This window comes from Polaribacter sp. (genome assembly GCF_039939415.1).
In the GTDB taxonomy this organism is placed as follows: domain Bacteria; phylum Bacteroidota; class Bacteroidia; order Flavobacteriales; family Flavobacteriaceae; genus Polaribacter.
In genome coordinates this window covers 73,444-90,568 of the sequence record NZ_JBDVJE010000048.1, presented here as the reverse complement: position 1 = coordinate 90,568, position 17,125 = coordinate 73,444, and the positions used below count along the sequence as shown (strand labels likewise).

Genomic DNA, 17,125 nt, shown 5'->3' with positions numbered 1-17,125 from the left:
TTAAATTGATTTACCCCCTACAGTAAATCAACTTATACTTTAATTTTTTTGTAAAAATTTACATTTCCCCCAAAATGCTCTACAAAGGTAAGAAAGACTTTAACTTTTAAAACTCACTTTTGTATAAATGGTTGTAAATACTGTATAAATTGCATAAAAAACCAACTACTTGTACTTTTCTATTAAATTAAAATAATTAGAATGTAAATATTATAGTATTTTTGGTTAAAATCATTTTTATGTTAACATCTGTTATTGTTGATGATGAGCCAAAGGCAATACAAGGCTTATCTTGGGAATTATCTAATTTCAGTAATCAAATTAAAGTTATTGCAACATTTAATGAACCCGAAAAAGCACTAATATATTTAGCAGAAAATGACATTGATTGTCTTTTCTTAGATATTGAAATGCCAACTATGGATGGTTTTCAGTTTTTAAGTAAACTTAAGTCTAGAGATTTTGCTGTAGTAATAACAACAGCATATAATGAGTACGCAATTAAAGCTCTAAAAAATGATGCTATAGATTATCTATTAAAACCAATAGATACAGATGATCTAGAAGAAACTATAAAAAAAATAAATAATTTTAGCTTTAAAACTGTTTACTCTAACAAAATAGAAAAAGTATTATTATCTTTTAATGAAAAGTTAAACAATAAAAAGATAACAATAAATACAGATGGTAGGTTAATATTTTTAGCACCAGAAGAAATTCTCTTTATAGAATCTGATGGAAATTACTCTACAATTTACACTAATGAAAACAAAAAAATTGTGGTTACTAAAAAATTAAAAGAAGTAAATACTTTATTACCACAAGAAGTTTTTTTTAGAATTCATAACTCATACATCATCAATTTAAAAAAAGTAAAAGAATATTATAAAACAGATGGCTACGTGGTTTTAGAACAAAACCATAAAATACCTGTTTCTAGACAAAAGAAAACAGAATTTTTAGATAAACTTTAAGATATGAAGCATAAAATATTCTTAATATTCTTATTTTTTTTCTCTCTTACTTCTTTTAGTCAAGAAACTGAATTAGACCAAAAATTAACTTTTTTAATTAAAAATAAACCAAGCTCTATAAATATTATAGATTCTATTTTTAAAAAACATAGAAAAAATAAAAATTATTTAGAACAAATAATTAAAACCAGTGAAAAAAATAATTATTTTGAAGGTGTTTTTTACGCAAAAAGCGCTTTAGGTAAATATTACAGAGACTTTTCTTTTTTTGATAAAGCGCTTATAGAATATAACCAAGCTTTAAAAATAATTAGACAATTAAATAACATTGAAAATGAGTTAATAACATTAAATAATATTGGCTCTGTTTATAGAAGACAAGATGAAATTATTAATGCTTTAAATTATCACAAAGAAGCATTAGACAAAGCTCTTGGTCTTAAAAATATCGATTTAAATATAGAGAAAATTATTAGTGTTTCACAAAATAGTATTGGTAATATATACAACTCTCTTAAACAATATAATTTGGCACTTGAAGAGTTTAGCAAATCTATTGTTGTTCAAAAAAAAGTAAATAATAAATTAGGCTTAGCTATTAATTATCAAAACATAGGAACAGCTCATGAAGCCCTTAGTAATTTAAATAAAGCGTTAAAAAATTATTCTAAATCTCTAGATTATAACAATCAAATAGATTCTAAAATTGGTAAAATAATTTGTGGTTATAGTATTGCAAGTGTTCTTTTAAAAAAAGGTTATTATCAAAAAGCTTATAAAACAGTAAGTGCTATTCTACCAATAGCAATAAAAGAAAATGACAAATTTTACCTATCTAATACATATAACACATTAGGCCTATCTAATATATATTTAGGTCAGTTTTCTACAGCCAAAAAAAATCTAAATACAGCCTTAGATATCGCAAAAAAACATAATATTCAGACTATCGTTGTAAAAGCAAATGAAAACTTAGCAATTCTTTATGATAAAATAGGAGATCATAAAAAAGCCTATAATCATTTTAAGATTGCAAAAGAAGAAGATTATAAAACATTTAATGCTAAAAACTTAATCTATGTTAGAGATTTAATTACAGAATACAATAGAGAAAGGGCAGAAAATCAAATTAAAGATTTAGCAAAAAAAAATAAAATTTCAGAATTACAAATTAATAGAATTAGAAATTTATGGCTTTTAGCTACTAGTGTTATTGTTTTAATTTTAATTATTACATTTTCTATTTATCGTCAAAAAACACTTAAAAATGAAAAAAGAATTCTTTCTCTTAAACAAGATGCTTTAAGAAGTCAAATGAATCCACATTTTATGTTTAATGCATTAAACTCTATAAAACTTTATATTATAGAGAATGACAAAAAAAAAGCAACTTCTTATCTTAATAAGTTTTCTAAATTAATGCGAAAAATATTAGAAGCTTCCTCTATACAAGAAACTACTTTGGCAGAAGAAATAGAAACAATGAAACTTTATATGAGTATAGAAAATATTCGTTTTTCTAATGAAATTGATTTTCAAATTGAAGTTGATTCTTCTATTAGTTTACAAACAATTAAAATTCCGCCTTTAGTATTACAACCTTTTTTAGAAAACTCTTTGTGGCATGGTTTATCATCTAAAAAAGAGAATAAGAAAATAAAGATTTCTATCAATAAAATTTCATCAGAATTTGTTAAAATTGAAATAGAAGACAATGGTATTGGTAGAACAGCTTCTGCAAAAATTAAGGCAGAAAAATCTATCACTAGAAAATCTATTGGAATTAATCTAACTGTAGATAGATTAATTAATTTTTCTAAAAATTTAAAAAACGATTATTCAATAATATATAAAGATTTAGAAAACGAAAATAAATATGCTTTAGGAACAAAAGTTATAATTAAACTACCTTTATTTTAAGTGTTTTTCTGCCACTTTTTCTAACTCATCATACCAATCTTGTCCAAACTTTCTAATCAAAGCTTGTTTAACAAACTTATAAACTGGCACTTGCAACTCTTTTCCCAAAGTACAAGCATCATCGCATATTTCCCATTTATGGTAATTTACAGCAGCAAATTCGCTATAATCTTTAACTCTTACAGGATATAAATGGCAAGAAACAGGTTTTTTCCAATCTATTTCACCCTGATTGTAAGCTTCTTCAATAGCACAAAGTGCAGTATTTTTTTCATCAAAAATAACATAAGCACAATCTGCTCCATTAATAAGAGGTGTTTCTAATTCTCCCCATTCACTTTTTACCCAAGTTCCTTCTTTTTCAATGACTTCTATACCTTCTTTTCTTAAAAAAGGTTTAACTTTTGGATAAATATCTTCTAAAATTTTTGTTTCTTCTTTGTCTAAAGGAGCTCCAGCTTCACCATCTATACAGCAAGCACCTTTACAAGCAGAAATATTGCAAACAAAATCTTTCTCAATAATATCTTCTGAAACTATCGTTTTTCCTAATTGAAACATACAGCAAAAATAGTATTATTTTTTTCTATAACTTTACGTTTACTTAAACTAAGTTATCTAATATTGCAAAAAATTAAAAAATTATGAATTTTAACCTTAAAGAAATTTTTACAGCCTTTATGGTTCTATTTGCAGTAATAGATATTATTGGAAATATTCCTATCATTATAGATTTAAGAAAGAAAGCTGGTCATATTCAATCTGAAAAAGCTTCTCTTATAGCAGGTTTTATAATGATTATTTTCTTGTTTTTAGGACAAAGTTTATTAGGCTTAATAGGTATTGATGTAAACTCATTTGCTGTTGCAGGGGCTTTTATTTTATTTTTTATTGCTTTAGAAATGATATTAGGAATTACTTTGTATAAAGATAATGATGGTGATGTAAATGCAATTACAGCATCTATATTTCCTTTAGCTTTTCCTTTAATTGCTGGTCCAGGAAGCCTAACAACTTTACTATCTTTAAGAGCAGAATTTTTTATTGAAAACATAATAGTTGCTGTCTTATTAAATGTATTACTAATATATATTGTTCTTAAAACTTCTTCTAAAATAGAACGAATTATTGGTCCTAATGGAATTCAAATAATAAGAAAAATATTTGGTGTAATTTTATTAGCCATTGCTGTTAAATTATTTGCCGCTAATATTAAAATGCTTTTTATTTAATATGAATTTTGATGTTTTAATAATTGGTGGTGGCGTATCTGGTTTACAATGTGCTTTAGTTTTAGGCTCTGCAAAAAACAAACCTTTTGCAAAAGATAAAAACATTGGTATTATTGCACATCAAAAATCATCTCACCTTCAAAATGCATTATTTAATAATGTATTAGGGTTATCTCCTAACACTCTGGGAAAAAATATTTTATTAGAAGGTAAAGAACAACTATCTTCTTTATATCCACATGTAAAACAAATAGAAAATCAAAAAGTTTTATCTGTATTAGATGATATTAATGGTTTCAAAATCAGTACAAACAACGCAGTTTTTTATAGTAAAATTGTTATTGTTGCACTTAATTATTCTAAACCTTTTACAATAGATGGATTAACAAGTTATATAGAACCACATAAAAGAGCAAATCCTACTAAAAACAGAATTCAACTAAAAAACCATAAACAACTCATTAAGAGTGGTTTATACTGTTGCGGAACAATTGCTGGCTTTAGAAGTCAATTTGCTATTGCTGCAGGTAGTGGGGCAAGTATTGCTACAGATATCTTAACTCTTTGGAACGAAAATAAGCCCACCAAAGTTCATGATAAATTATGATTTAAATCATATTTTAGAGCTCTTTAAATTTCTAATTTTATAATCAGAAATCAAATTATTAAGAATTTGATAATTTCTGAGAATATTTTAAAAAAAAGAATACAAAATTCATAAAAGGGTTACAAAATGGAAATTAAAAAAAATCCAAAACAACAATTAGAAAATTACAGTAAAATTTTCTTGCAAATAGGGTTAGTTCTTACGCTATTTATTATTTATACATTAATAGAACATAAAACTTATGAAAAAAACGACCTTCAGAGCTTAGGACAAGCAAATATGGTTGAAGACATGAAGGAAGATATTCCTATTATTGAAATTCAAGAAGTAAAACCACCACCAAAAAACACACCACCACCAGTTGTTGAGCAAATAACGGTTGTTGAAGATGAAAAAGAAATTGAAGAAACTGTAATTGAATCTACAGAGACTGATGAAGACGAAGGTGTAATTATTGATACAGAAGATATCATTGAAATAGAAGAAGCAGAAGAAGTAGAAGAAGACATTCCTTTTATTTTAATTGAGAGAGTACCTGTTTATCCTGGCTGTAAAGGAAATAACACCAAACTTAAAAAATGTTTTACAGAAAAGGTAACAAAATATTTTGGAAGAAAATTTGATGTAAACTTAGCTAATGAGTTAGGTTTAGAACCTGGTAAAAAGAAATTATTTGTTGTTTTTACAATTAATAAAAAAGGGAACATTACAAATGTTAGAGCAAGAGGACCACACCCTAGATTAGAAAAAGAGGTTGTAAAAATTATTAGCTCTTTACCACAAATGACACCAGGAAAACAAAGAGGAAATCCTGTAGGTGTTAGCTATAGTATACCTATTACATTTGAAGTAAGAACCTAAAAAAAAGCCAGCTAAGTTAGCTGGCTTTTTTTTATGAATTTATAAAAATATTACTCTACAGTAACAGATTTTGCTAAATTTCTTGGCTGATCAACATTTTTATCTAATAATACTGCTATATGATAAGATAATAACTGAAAAGGAATTGTTGTTAATAAAGGTGTTAAAGCATCTTCTGTTTCAGGAATTTCAATAACATGATCTGCAATTTCTTTTACAGTTTCATCTCCTTCTGTTACAATGGCAATAATTTTTCCAGATCTAGATTTTATCTCTTGAATATTACTTACCACCTTTTCATAATGACCTTTATTTGTTGCTATTACAAAAATTGGCATATTTTCATCAATTAAAGCAATAGGTCCATGTTTCATTTCTGCAGCAGGATATCCTTCTGCATGAATATAAGATATTTCTTTTAATTTTAACGCTCCTTCTAAAGCAACTGGAAAATTAAAACCTCTACCTAAATACAAACAATTAGGAGCATTTTTATAAACGTCTGCAATTTCTCTAACTTTATCATCTATTTTTAAAAGTGATTCTATTTTTTGTGGTATTAACTGTAATTCTTGCAAATACATTCTATAAGCAGAATTTGATAAAGTCCCTTTTACTTTTGCTAGTTTTAAAGAAATTAATGACAACACTGTAATTTGAGTTGTAAAAGCTTTTGTTGAGGCTACCCCTATTTCTGGTCCAGCATGCGTATAAGCTCCTGCATGAGTTTCTCTTGCTATAGAAGAACCTACAACATTACAAATTCCAAAAACAAATGCACCTTTAGATTTTGCTAATTTTATTGCAGCTAAAGTATCTGCTGTTTCTCCTGATTGAGAAATAGCAATAACAACATCATCTGGTGTAATAATTGGGTTTCTATATCTAAACTCAGAAGCGTATTCTACTTCTACAGGAATTCGAGCCATATCTTCAATTAAATACTCGCCAACTAAACCTGCATGCCAAGATGTACCACAAGCAATAATAATAATTCTTTTAGCATTTAAAAACTTATTTAAATGATCATCTATACCAGACATTTTTATAATACCATCTTTTGGCAACATTCTACCTCTATAAGTATCTATAATTGCTTTAGGCTGTTCATGAATTTCTTTTAACATAAAATGCTCATAACCACCCTTTTCAATTTGATCTAAACTTAGTTTTAGTTGCTGAATATTGGTATCTACAATAGAATCATCTTTTATTTTACGGACTTTAATTCCTTTATTAATTTTAATAATTGCTAATTCTTCATCTTCTAAATAAATAGCATCTTTGGTAAATTCTATAAAAGGTGAAGCATCTGATGCTACAAAAAATTCTTTATTTTTTTTACCAACTCCAATAGCAATAGGACTTCCTAAACGAGCTACTACAAGTTCATTTGGCTTTGTTTTATCAAAAACAGCAATTGCATAAGCTCCAATTACATTATTTAAAGCTAATTGTACAGCTTGTCCAAGTTTACATTTTTCTTGCTTTTTTACTTCTTCTATTAAATTGATTAAAACCTCTGTATCTGTATCACTTTTAAAAGTATAACCTCTAGAAATTAATTCTTTTTTTAGTGTATCATAGTTTTCTATAATTCCATTATGAACTATTACTAAATCTCCAGACTGAGATATATGAGGATGAGAATTAACATCATTTGGCACTCCATGAGTTGCCCAACGTGTATGCCCAATTCCTATATTTCCTTTCTTTCTTTCTTCTTCTTTATTGGTAATATCTTCTAGATCAGAAACTTTTCCTTTTGTTTTAGAAAGCTGAATTTTATTTCCATCAAACATCATTATCCCTGAACTATCATAGCCTCTATACTCTAATCTTTTAAGACCATTTACAACTATTGGATATGCATCTCTAAAACCTATATACCCTGTTATTCCACACATAACAATTATTTTTTTTTAATTCTTTTCCTCTGTATAAGATATTTTTAACTCAACTTTTTTATCACTTGCAGAATGATTAAAAAGTGTAACTGCTTTTGGGTTCCAGTTATAATTTGCATAAACTGTATCTGTAACCGCTTGCATATCTGTTGAGTTAGCTACTTTAAGCCTTAATGTTGGGGAGTAATCTGTTTCTCCACTTAAAATTTGAGAAATATAATCTGTAATTCTAAAAGTATATTTTTCTACTTTATCTTCATCATCTCTTTCTAAGTAACCTCCAAAAAGAGAGGTTCCTTCTGTATAAATATCTTGAATATGACTATAAGATGGATTTGTATTTTCATCACTTTTAAATAAGAAAAGTTGATAAGGCACTGCAGTTGTATCTGAAGATTGATTAATATAAAAAGTTAAAGAAGCATCATTTATTAATAAATTTTTAGCTCTTAATTCTTCAATCTTATCAGCAATTCCATTAGCATCAGTATCAGCTCCAAAAATATTTACTGTTGCTTCACTACCTGCAGCTCCTTGTAAAATTACTTCATCATTTACAGGGTAAATTTTATCTTCCATTTTATAGTTACTAGTAGTTATTCCTAATAAAGGAAAGCTATCGTTTTTATAAATTGTATCTATAACTATCCCTCCTGTAACAACCGAATTTGTATAATAAACTTCTATTGATGGTCTTACAGTACCATTAAAATTAAATGAAATTAAAGACCCTTCATCTCCAGTTGCTTCTAAAATAACTCCTCTAAAATAGTTGTTAAATGCATCTTGAGAATCAAACTCTGCTGACTCATATTTATCTAAAAATAATTCTTTAATCTTATCTTCTTTTAAAGGAACTACAGCAAAAGGTAAAGGAACAGTTGATGCTGTTGATGTATTATAAGTAATTGTATCTTTTGATGATATTGCATTATTACTTAACCATCTTCTAATTACAATTGCTGTATCTGTAGCTTTAGGTATAAACTGAAAATTAACCTCAGTATTTAATTCACTTCCTGTTTTATCAAATACGTTGTTTGTATTATAAGTATTAAACGTTGACGGATTTGCAGGGTTAAGTGTATTTAAATAAGTACTTGTTTCGTAAATGTTTAAATTAAATGCTTTAGATGTATCTCCAATAATAGAGTCTAATTCATAAGCATCACCATCTTCATTTAAAGTTGCTTGATATGGCAATCTTAAAAAAACAGTATCAATTGTTGTAACAACTGTTGTGTCTGAATCATACACATTTGCATCATCTATAACCTGTAGACTTGCACTAATTGCTATTTGAGATATAATAGAAGCCTCTATTTTTTCGTATTCACTAGTAGAATGTACTCCTAACAAATACAAACCTGGATCTAAGATTATGTTTCCAGTAGCAACCTCTGTAATTGGACTGTTTTCTACCACAACATCTACTAGAAAGCTACTAGTAGAAAACTTTGTATTACTAATAATACTAGAACCAATATCTGTAAAATCTTTTTCACAAGAAATAACAACTGTAAACACTAATACTAAAGCAGTAACGTATGCGCTTTTTTTAAAAATTTTCCTCACTTTATAATAAAATTAATTGGCTGGTATTAAATTAGCATAAAATTCTAAATAACTTTCTTTTAAGTTTTCAGTCTGAAATCCTAAAACAGGAATATCTTGTGTTTCTATAAAAGAAGTTAGTTCTTCTGAAATTTCTTCACTACCATGAATAATTCCATCAGAATTTTCGATGGCACTTTTTAATATATTTGTAAAGTTTGGTGTTTTAATTGTTGCTGTTTTCTCTTCACTAATATTATCAAACTTTACTTTATCAACTAAAGTTTCATCTAAGGTACCTTCAAAAGGATTATTATATAAAGAAGTAACTATTTTGCTTTCTGTAAATAAAGGTTCTTCTTTATAAAATTCTTTTAAATATAGAGGTAAAAGAGATGCCATCCATCCATGAACATGAATAATATCTGGTGCCCAATTTAATTTTTTAACTGTTTCTATAACACCTTTTGCAAAGAAAATTGCTCTCTCATCATTATCTTCAAACAAATCACCATCTTCATCTGTAAAAACAGCTTTTCTTTTAAAATACTCTTCATTATCTATAAAATAAACTTGCATTCTTTCTTTAGGTATAGAAGCAACTTTTATAATTAATGGCATGTCCATATCATTAACAACCAGATTCATACCAGATAAACGAATAACTTCGTGTAACTGATGTCTACGTTCATTAATAACGCCAAACCTTGGCATAAAAATTCTTGTTTGTACCCCTTTAGAATGTGCATTTTTTGCAGCATTAAAGGCTGTTGATGATAATTCTGTTTCTGGTAAGTATGGAACTACTTCAGACGAAACAAATAATATTCTCTTGTCCTTCATTAAATCAATCTCTTTTATAAGAAATGCAAAAATACGAATTAATATGCTAATATCGTGTTAAAATGGTAAGTTTGCAGACTTTACTTAATTTCTAAGGATGAAAATATTTAATACAAAACAAGAAATAAAAGCGTTTTTAACATCTATAAAAGAAGAAAATAAATCCATTGGTTTTGTACCAACTATGGGTGCTTTACATGAAGGTCATTTATCTTTAATAAAAAAAGCAATCAAGAAAAACGATATTACAGTAGTCAGCATTTTTGTAAATCCAACTCAGTTTAACAACCAAGAAGATTTAATAAAATACCCTAAAACTTTTGATAATGATAAAAAATTATTAGAAAGTGTTTCTTGCGATGTTTTATTTTTTCCATCAGTAAAAGAAATTTATAATGACAATATTTCTTCAGAAAAATTTGATTTTGATGGTTTAGAACATCAAATGGAAGGTAAATTTAGAGATGGTCATTTCAATGGTGTGGGTACCATTGTAAAAGCATTATTTGAAATTGTAGAACCCAATAAAGCTTATTTTGGTCAAAAAGATTTTCAACAATTACAAATCGTCAAGAAAATGGTAAAAAAACATCGTTTAAATGTAAAAATTAAAGGATGTCCTATTTTTAGAGAAAATGATGGTTTAGCAATGAGTTCTAGAAACACAAGATTATCTAAAGATTACAGAGCTGCTGCTCCATTTATATACAAAATACTTAAAAAAGCACGTAAAAAATTTGGCACAGAAAATGCTATAAATGTAACTGAGTGGGTAGAAAAACAGTTTAAAAAACATCCTATTTTAGATTTAGAATATTTTACGATTGCTGAAGAAAAATCATTAGAAACCATTAAAATCAAAAAATCTAATAAAAAATACAGGGCTTTTATTGCAGTATTTGCAGGAGATATTAGATTGATAGATAACATTCGATTAAAAAATCATTAACCAAAAAAATACTATTTTTGCCATATGTTAGTACAAGTTGTAAAATCTAAAATCCACCGTGTAAAAGTTACAGGTGCAGATTTAAATTATATAGGAAGCATTACCATAGATGAAGATTTAATGGACGCAGCCAACATTATTGAAGGAGAAAGAGTTCAGATTGTAAACAATAATAACGGAGAGCGTTTAGAAACATACGCAATTCCTGGCCCACGTGGTAGTGGAGAAATTACATTAAACGGAGCTGCAGCAAGAAGAGTTGCTGTTAACGACGTTTTAATTCTAATTGTTTATGGATTTATGGATTTTGAAGAAGCCAAAAACTTTAAACCTTCATTAGTTTTTCCTAACGAAAAAGATAATACACTTACATAGGTTTGAATATTAAAAAGATTTTAAAAATTATATTACCTCTCTTTTTGGGAGGTTTTTTAGTTTGGTATTCTATCTCAGGTATTTCTTTAGAAGTTTTAGGTAAATACTTTAAAGAAGCAAAATACAGCTGGATTTTCTTAGGTTTATTTTTTGGTGTTTTAAGCCATTTATCAAGAGCTTACCGTTGGAAATTTATGCTAGAACCAATTGGTTATAAACCAAAATTCACAAACAGTGTTTTAGCAGTTTTAGTAGGCTATTTAGTAAACCTAGCCTTACCAAGAGCTGGAGAAGTTTCTAGAGCAGTAGTTTTAACAAACTACGAAGATGTTCCGTTTGAAAAAGGATTTGGAACCATTGTTGCAGAAAGAATTGCCGATTTAATTATGATGCTTAGCATCATTCTTATTACACTTTTTGTTCAATTCGATTTTATCTATGATCTTTTAATAAAAAACTTTAATCCAACAAAAATTGTTGTTGGTTTAGCTATAGTAATTGCTGGTTTTTACATCTTAACTTCTTTAGTTAAAAAAGCTAAAAAAGGAATTTTATTAAAAATAAAAAACTTTGTTTCTGGTTTAGTAGAAGGTGTTACAAGTATCTTTAAAATGAAAAATAAATGGGCTTTTATTTTTCATACCATATTTATTTGGGCAATGTATGTAGCCATGTTTTGGGCAACAATTCCTGCAATTGAAGGTTTAAACGTTCCTTTTGGCGGAATTTTAATTGGCTTTATTGCTGGCGGATTTTCGATTGCTGCAACTAATGGCGGCATTGGTTTGTACCCAATTGCTGTAGCTGGTGCATTGGCTTTGTTTAATGTTCCTACAGAACCTGCAACCGCTTTTGGTTGGATTATGTGGACCGCACAAACTGCAATGATTATCGTTTTTGGAGGTTTAGCTTTCTTATTTTTACCAATCTATAATAAAAATAAATAGTATTTGGGCGTTCCCTAAAGGTCGCGATTTCATTACTCGCTTTTTTATAAAAATAAAAAGAGCTCAAACATACCATTCAATCGCTAACGCAACTGTTTGCCAACTTTTAGATTCATTTATTTAAGATTATTAAAAAGTATCACTCATAAACTTTGTAACTTTACAACTTTCAAACCTTGCAACTTATATAAAAATGGCTAAAACCAAAACAACTTTTTTCTGTCAGAATTGTGGAACGCAACATGCAAAATGGGTAGGACAATGTGGCGCTTGTAAAGAATGGAACACCATTGTAGAAGAAGTAATACAGAAAGAAGAAAAACGAGTTTGGAAACAATCTACTACTGCAAAACAAACGGTAAATAAACCTTTAAAAATTGTAGATATTCTGTTAAATCCAGAAGAAAGGGTTGTTACCAATAATAATGAATTAGATACAGTTTTAGGTGGTGGTTTGGTAAAAGGTTCTGTAACACTTTTAGGTGGAGAACCAGGTATTGGAAAATCGACTTTACTATTACAAGTTGCTTTAAATATCAGTCAAAAAGTACTGTATGTTTCTGGAGAGGAAAGTCAATCTCAAATAAAAATGAGAGCAGAAAGATTAGAAGCTAACAACTCTAATTGTTTAATTCTTACAGAAACCAACACACAAAATATCTTCAAAAATATTGAAGAAACTGCACCAGAAGTTCTAGTAATAGATTCTATTCAAACATTGCATACAAGCTCTATAGAAGCTTCTCCTGGAAGCATTTCTCAAATTAGAGAAACTGCTGCAGAATTGATAAAATATGCCAAAGAAACTGCAACTCCGGTTTTATTAATTGGGCATATTAATAAAGATGGAAACATTGCTGGACCAAAAATTTTAGAACACATGGTAGATGTTGTTTTACAATTTGAAGGCGATAGAAATCACACATACAGAATTTTAAGGTCTCAAAAAAATAGATTTGGTTCTACCTCAGAATTAGGAATTTACGAAATGCTTTCTAATGGATTAAGAGAAATTTCTAATCCATCAGAAATATTAATTTCAAAGAAAGATGCAGATTTAAGCGGAACTGCAATTGCGAGTACTTTAGAAGGAATTCGCCCATTAATGATAGAAGTTCAAGCCTTGGTTTCTACTGCCGTTTACGGAACACCACAACGTTCTACAACAGGTTATAATTTAAAACGACTAAACATGATTTTAGCAGTTTTAGAAAAAAGAGCAGGTTTTAAATTAGGCGCAAAAGATGTATTTTTAAATATTACAGGAGGCATAAATGTAGATGACCCTGCAATAGATTTAGCGGTTGTTGCTGCAATTTTATCTTCTAATCAAGATGTTGCAATTAACCCTAATGTCTGTTTTGCTGCAGAAGTTGGTTTGGCAGGAGAAATAAGACCTGTTTCTAAAATAGACCAAAGAATTACAGAAGCAGAAAAATTAGGCTACAAAACATTAGTAGCTTCTAAGTACAATAAAATATCCTCTAAAAACCACAAAATAAGATTGGTATTAGTTGGTAAAATTGAAGAAGCTTTTGCTACTTTGTTTGCTTAATTTTTTTATTTGTTTTTACTAGCGTTGCTGTTCATCGTTATTTATATCTAAAATTTCATTTTCCACTCAATTGCTTATTATGAATTTTACTCAAAGTAAGTAAAGCGATAATAGCACCTAATAAAGCGATTCCCATATCTGATTGTGTATCCCAAATATATCCTTGCGTTCCAAGAAAATCATCTGCAGATTCTCCTGATGATATTGCAACCCACCATTCAATTAATTCATAAAAGGCACTAAACCCTAAGCAAAAGGTTATAATTAAAAAATTCTCCCATGCTTTTGAATTGATAATTTTTTTTCTGATAAAAATCTCTCTAGCAATCATTGCAGGAACAAATCCTTGAGCAAAATGACCAACTTTATCGTAATTATTTCTTGCTAAATCAAAGACATCTTTTAATGTATTAAACCAAGGAACTTCTGCATAAGTATAATGACCACCAATCATTAAAATGACTGAATGGATTAGAATTAAATCGTAGACTAGAATTGTTAATGGAAATGATTTTTCTGTTTTCCACAATACAAAAACACCAATTATTGCAGGTACAACTTCTAAGAACCAAGTAAAATAATCAGAAGGATTTATTCCTGACCAAATTAAAAAAGCACAAAATATTATAATCCAAATTTTTCTAAGCATGTGATTATGTATTTCTTTTGGTATGAATGTTTTTCATAGTTATATCAATAGTTAGCAAACAAGTTTAGCCCTGATTGAAACGGCATCCTTTTTTTGTTTTTCTCAAAAAAAGATACAGTGAAAAGCAGGAAATAGCTTCTAAAAACAAAAAAACTCTTATCTTTTAATTTTTCCAGAGGTATTACCACCCATTAAACTTGTAACATTATCTACAGAAACCATATTTACATCACCTTCTACTGTATGTTTTAATGCACAAGCTGCTGTTGCAAAATTTAATGCATCCATATCATTATCATAATGTAATAATCCGTAAATAATACCAGATGCAAAAGCATCTCCTGTACCAACACGATCTATTACATGTGTAATATCTAATCTATCAGCTTTAATAAAATTTTTTCCATTCCACATTTTTCCTTGTATTTGCTGATGAGAAGCACTAATAGATTTTCTAGTTTTCCCTACAACTTTCTCAATTCTTGGAAATTTTTCCATTAATAATTTAGCAGAACTACTAAATCCACCTCCTAATTCTCCAATTCCAAACATTTCATAAATACCACGATTGCTTGTAATAACAATATCTGTATTTTTTACTAATTCTGGCATTACTTCTTGCATGGTTTTTCCATAATTCCACATGTTTTTACGTGAATTGATATCTCCAGAAACGGTAACACCCATTTTCTTTGCCGTTTTTATAGCTTCTAAACAACATTGAGCAGCTCCTTCTGAAATGGCTGGTGTAATACCTGTCCAATGAAACCAATCTGCTCCTTCTAACACTTCTTCCCAATTAACCATTTCTGGTTTTATTAAAGAAAAAGCAGAACCTTCTCTTTCATAAATCACCTCACTAGATCTATGTACAGCTCCTTTTTGCAGAAAATATTTACCTAACATATTATCTCCATAAATAACATCTTTTGTACCTAACCAATGTTTACGTAAAAATTGAGTAGCTGCTTTACCAAGCGCATTATCTGGAAAACGAGTTACGTGAGCTGCTTTCATACCTAAATAACCACAAGAAATTGCAACGTTTGCTTCACCTCCTCCATATACAAGATCAAATGAACTTGCCTGAGAAAACATAGTATATCCTGGTGGTGATAAACGCATCATTACTTCTCCAAATGTTATCAATTTTTTGTCCATATTATTAAGTTTCTAGTTTGTTTTTTATACTTTTTGAAGATATTTAAAAAATACTAAACTTACAATAATTATAGTATCTAAAAAATAAGATAATGTGTATATTAGAGTTATTTATAAGCTGAAAATTATAGATAAAAAAAACCGAACATTTCTGTTCGGTTTTTTTTATCTATTTATATATTAGATTTATTTATTTTTTATTTACAGTTTTTATATACTTATCTAAAGCCATTGTCATAGAAGGTGTTTCTGGTGATGGTGCAGTAATATCACACTTCAAACCAGCTTCTGTAGCTGCTCTTACTGTAGAGTTGCCAAATACAGCAATTCTTGTATTGTTTTGTTTAAATTCAGGGAAATTTTTAAATAAAGAATCTATTCCTGAAGGGCTAAAGAATACTAATACATCATAAAAAACATTTTCTAAATCAGATAAATCACTAACTACTGTTCTGTATAAATCTAATCTAGTCCATTTTACACCTAACTTATCTAACTCAGCAGGAATTAATGGCTTTAATTTATCTGAACTTGGTAATAAAAATTTTTCTGTTTTATGTTTCTTAATTAGCTTCGTTAAATCTGGAAACGTTCTTGTACCAACATAAATTTTACGTTTTCTGTAAACAACATATTTTTGTAAATAATAGGCTACAGCTTCAGATTGACAAAAATATTTCATTGCATCTGGCACTTTAAAACGCATTTCTTCTGCTATTCTAAAGAAATGATCTACAGCATTTCTACTCGTTAAGATTATTGCTGTGAAATTATTTAAGTCTACTTTTTCTCCTCTTACTTCTTTAACAGGTATTCCTTCTACATGAATAAAAGGTCTAAAATCTATCTTAACCCTCTGTTTATCAGATAAATCAAAATAAGGAGATGTTTCTGTCTTAGGTTCTGGCTGAGATACTAAAATCGTTTTCACTTTCATACGCTTTCTTTTTTGTAGTTAAAACATCAGTTTAAACAGTATAAATAGCGGTGCTATTTCGAAGGCGCAAATGTACAAAATAAAATAAAACAACTCATTTAAAATCAGCTTTTTATTGTTTAACACGTGTATTATGAAACGAATAGAGAATAATAACGTTGCAAAATAAATTAAGAAAACCGTATTTAACTGAGAATATTCAATTAAAATAAGACCAATTAATAAAAACAAAGAAACAGAATACAAATAAATTGACTTAGAAAATAAAAAGAATTTTACTTGTTTATTTATTAAAAATAAACTCGAAAACAAGAATTCTAGCAGTCTTTTAATTATAAAATAAGAAAAAACAATACTAAAAATTTTTAAAAAAGTATAAAGACTCCCTTTGAAAGAAATAAAAGAAAATAACAAAATCTTATAGAACAATAACGTTAACACCAAAACAGAATAGAAAAATATAACACTTTTAAATCCATTAAAAAATGAATTATTCTCTTCAACCTCATCTTTAAGAGAAGTAACATTTAAAAAAGAAAAAGCAGTTTGTTGTAACCTTTTTACACTTATTGCCTTTAAAAGAAAAATACAACCTAACAAGACAACCAATAATATGGTTATCCAATTTGTATTAATTACGGTTCTTTCTAATGC

The 17,125-nt window shown here is 28.1% G+C and carries 16 protein-coding genes; 9 read left to right on the top strand and 7 right to left on the bottom strand.

Annotation, left to right across the window (positions count from 1 at the left end; genetic code table 11):
• Positions 1–239 precede the first annotated feature (239 nt).
• Positions 240–974 (top strand): LytTR family DNA-binding domain-containing protein, encoded by a 735-nt coding sequence (locus ABJG40_RS07625; RefSeq protein ID WP_348023985.1) that lies wholly within the window; start codon positions 240–242, stop codon positions 972–974.
• Between the two features lie 3 nt (positions 975–977).
• Positions 978–2,894 (top strand): tetratricopeptide repeat protein, encoded by a 1,917-nt coding sequence (locus ABJG40_RS07620; RefSeq protein WP_348023984.1) that lies wholly within the window; start codon positions 978–980, stop codon positions 2,892–2,894.
• On the opposite strand, the gene ABJG40_RS07615 is transcribed toward ABJG40_RS07620, so the two are convergent.
• Positions 2,886–3,455, bottom strand: a complete 570-nt coding sequence (locus ABJG40_RS07615; RefSeq protein WP_348023983.1) for a DUF3109 family protein — start codon at positions 3,453–3,455, stop codon at positions 2,886–2,888. The two genes, ABJG40_RS07620 and ABJG40_RS07615, sit on opposite strands and share 9 nt — an antisense overlap.
• A gap of 83 nt (positions 3,456–3,538) precedes the next feature.
• Here ABJG40_RS07615 and ABJG40_RS07610 point away from each other — a divergent pair, with 83 nt between their 5' ends.
• From ABJG40_RS07610 to ABJG40_RS07600, 3 genes are all read left to right on the top strand, one after another.
• On the top strand, positions 3,539–4,126 hold the full coding sequence (locus ABJG40_RS07610) for a MarC family protein (RefSeq protein WP_348023982.1): 588 nt from the start codon (positions 3,539–3,541) through the stop codon (positions 4,124–4,126).
• A gap of 1 nt (position 4,127) precedes the next feature.
• Positions 4,128–4,733 (top strand): NAD(P)/FAD-dependent oxidoreductase, encoded by a 606-nt coding sequence (locus ABJG40_RS07605; protein WP_348023981.1) that lies wholly within the window; start codon positions 4,128–4,130, stop codon positions 4,731–4,733.
• 126 nt (positions 4,734–4,859) lie between these two features.
• Positions 4,860–5,594 carry an energy transducer TonB gene (locus ABJG40_RS07600; RefSeq protein ID WP_348023980.1) on the top strand — a complete coding sequence of 245 codons (735 nt, stop codon included), beginning with the start codon at positions 4,860–4,862 and terminating at the stop codon, positions 5,592–5,594.
• A gap of 50 nt (positions 5,595–5,644) precedes the next feature.
• Here the strand turns inward: ABJG40_RS07600 and glmS are convergent, their stop codons facing one another.
• Genes glmS through ABJG40_RS07585 form a run of 3 tightly spaced genes read right to left on the bottom strand, consistent with a single transcriptional unit; the run spans position 5,645 to position 9,898 of the window.
• Positions 5,645–7,501, bottom strand: a complete 1,857-nt coding sequence (gene glmS, locus ABJG40_RS07595) for a glutamine--fructose-6-phosphate transaminase (isomerizing) (RefSeq protein ID WP_348023979.1) — start codon at positions 7,499–7,501, stop codon at positions 5,645–5,647.
• Between the two features lie 15 nt (positions 7,502–7,516).
• A complete protein-coding gene (locus ABJG40_RS07590) occupies positions 7,517–9,076 on the bottom strand; it encodes a DUF4270 family protein (protein WP_348023978.1) in 1,560 nt (519 codons plus the stop codon).
• A gap of 12 nt (positions 9,077–9,088) precedes the next feature.
• A complete protein-coding gene (locus ABJG40_RS07585; RefSeq protein ID WP_348023977.1) occupies positions 9,089–9,898 on the bottom strand; it encodes a glycogen/starch synthase in 810 nt (269 codons plus the stop codon).
• A 97-nt stretch (positions 9,899–9,995) separates the two neighbouring features.
• Here ABJG40_RS07585 and panC point away from each other — a divergent pair, with 97 nt between their 5' ends.
• The 4 genes from panC to radA all read left to right on the top strand — a co-directional run bounded on the left by panC (position 9,996) and on the right by radA (position 13,724).
• Positions 9,996–10,847, top strand: coding sequence for a pantoate--beta-alanine ligase (gene panC / locus ABJG40_RS07580; protein WP_348023976.1), 852 nt, complete (start codon positions 9,996–9,998; stop codon positions 10,845–10,847).
• A 24-nt stretch (positions 10,848–10,871) separates the two neighbouring features.
• Complete coding sequence (gene panD / locus ABJG40_RS07575; protein WP_348023975.1) at positions 10,872–11,222, top strand: aspartate 1-decarboxylase; 351 nt, start codon at positions 10,872–10,874, stop codon at positions 11,220–11,222.
• 2 nt (positions 11,223–11,224) lie between these two features.
• Positions 11,225–12,169 carry a lysylphosphatidylglycerol synthase transmembrane domain-containing protein gene (locus ABJG40_RS07570; protein WP_348023974.1) on the top strand — a complete coding sequence of 315 codons (945 nt, stop codon included), beginning with the start codon at positions 11,225–11,227 and terminating at the stop codon, positions 12,167–12,169.
• Between the two features lie 193 nt (positions 12,170–12,362).
• Positions 12,363–13,724, top strand: coding sequence for a DNA repair protein RadA (radA, locus tag ABJG40_RS07565; protein WP_348023973.1), 1,362 nt, complete (start codon positions 12,363–12,365; stop codon positions 13,722–13,724).
• A gap of 55 nt (positions 13,725–13,779) precedes the next feature.
• Here radA and ABJG40_RS07560 read toward each other — a convergent pair whose 3' ends face one another.
• From ABJG40_RS07560 to ABJG40_RS07550, 3 genes are all read right to left on the bottom strand, one after another.
• Positions 13,780–14,373 (bottom strand): DUF2238 domain-containing protein, encoded by a 594-nt coding sequence (locus ABJG40_RS07560; RefSeq protein ID WP_348023972.1) that lies wholly within the window; start codon positions 14,371–14,373, stop codon positions 13,780–13,782.
• A gap of 156 nt (positions 14,374–14,529) precedes the next feature.
• Positions 14,530–15,534 (bottom strand): sugar kinase, encoded by a 1,005-nt coding sequence (locus ABJG40_RS07555; RefSeq protein WP_348023971.1) that lies wholly within the window; start codon positions 15,532–15,534, stop codon positions 14,530–14,532.
• Positions 15,535–15,724: 190 nt separating this feature from the next.
• Positions 15,725–16,471, bottom strand: coding sequence for a uroporphyrinogen-III synthase (locus tag ABJG40_RS07550; protein WP_348023970.1), 747 nt, complete (start codon positions 16,469–16,471; stop codon positions 15,725–15,727).
• Between the last annotated feature and the right edge of the window lie 654 nt (positions 16,472–17,125).

Bases quoted from the DNA above. Each gene is read 5' to 3' on its own strand.
- ABJG40_RS07625 (WP_348023985.1), top strand. From the start codon at position 240: ATGTTAACATCTGTTATTGTTGATGATGAGCCAAAGGCAATACAAGGC.
- ABJG40_RS07620 (WP_348023984.1), top strand. From the start codon at position 978: ATGAAGCATAAAATATTCTTAATATTCTTATTTTTTTTCTCTCTTACT.
- ABJG40_RS07615 (WP_348023983.1), bottom strand. From the start codon at position 3,455: ATGTTTCAATTAGGAAAAACGATAGTTTCAGAAGATATTATTGAGAAA.
- ABJG40_RS07610 (WP_348023982.1), top strand. From the start codon at position 3,539: ATGAATTTTAACCTTAAAGAAATTTTTACAGCCTTTATGGTTCTATTT.
- ABJG40_RS07605 (WP_348023981.1), top strand. From the start codon at position 4,128: ATGAATTTTGATGTTTTAATAATTGGTGGTGGCGTATCTGGTTTACAA.
- ABJG40_RS07600 (WP_348023980.1), top strand. From the start codon at position 4,860: ATGGAAATTAAAAAAAATCCAAAACAACAATTAGAAAATTACAGTAAA.
- glmS (WP_348023979.1), bottom strand. From the start codon at position 7,501: ATGTGTGGAATAACAGGGTATATAGGTTTTAGAGATGCATATCCAATA.
- ABJG40_RS07585 (WP_348023977.1), bottom strand. From the start codon at position 9,898: ATGAAGGACAAGAGAATATTATTTGTTTCGTCTGAAGTAGTTCCATAC.
- panC (WP_348023976.1), top strand. From the start codon at position 9,996: ATGAAAATATTTAATACAAAACAAGAAATAAAAGCGTTTTTAACATCT.
- panD (WP_348023975.1), top strand. From the start codon at position 10,872: ATGTTAGTACAAGTTGTAAAATCTAAAATCCACCGTGTAAAAGTTACA.
- radA (WP_348023973.1), top strand. From the start codon at position 12,363: ATGGCTAAAACCAAAACAACTTTTTTCTGTCAGAATTGTGGAACGCAA.
- ABJG40_RS07560 (WP_348023972.1), bottom strand. From the start codon at position 14,373: ATGCTTAGAAAAATTTGGATTATAATATTTTGTGCTTTTTTAATTTGG.
- ABJG40_RS07555 (WP_348023971.1), bottom strand. From the start codon at position 15,534: ATGGACAAAAAATTGATAACATTTGGAGAAGTAATGATGCGTTTATCA.
- ABJG40_RS07550 (WP_348023970.1), bottom strand. From the start codon at position 16,471: ATGAAAGTGAAAACGATTTTAGTATCTCAGCCAGAACCTAAGACAGAA.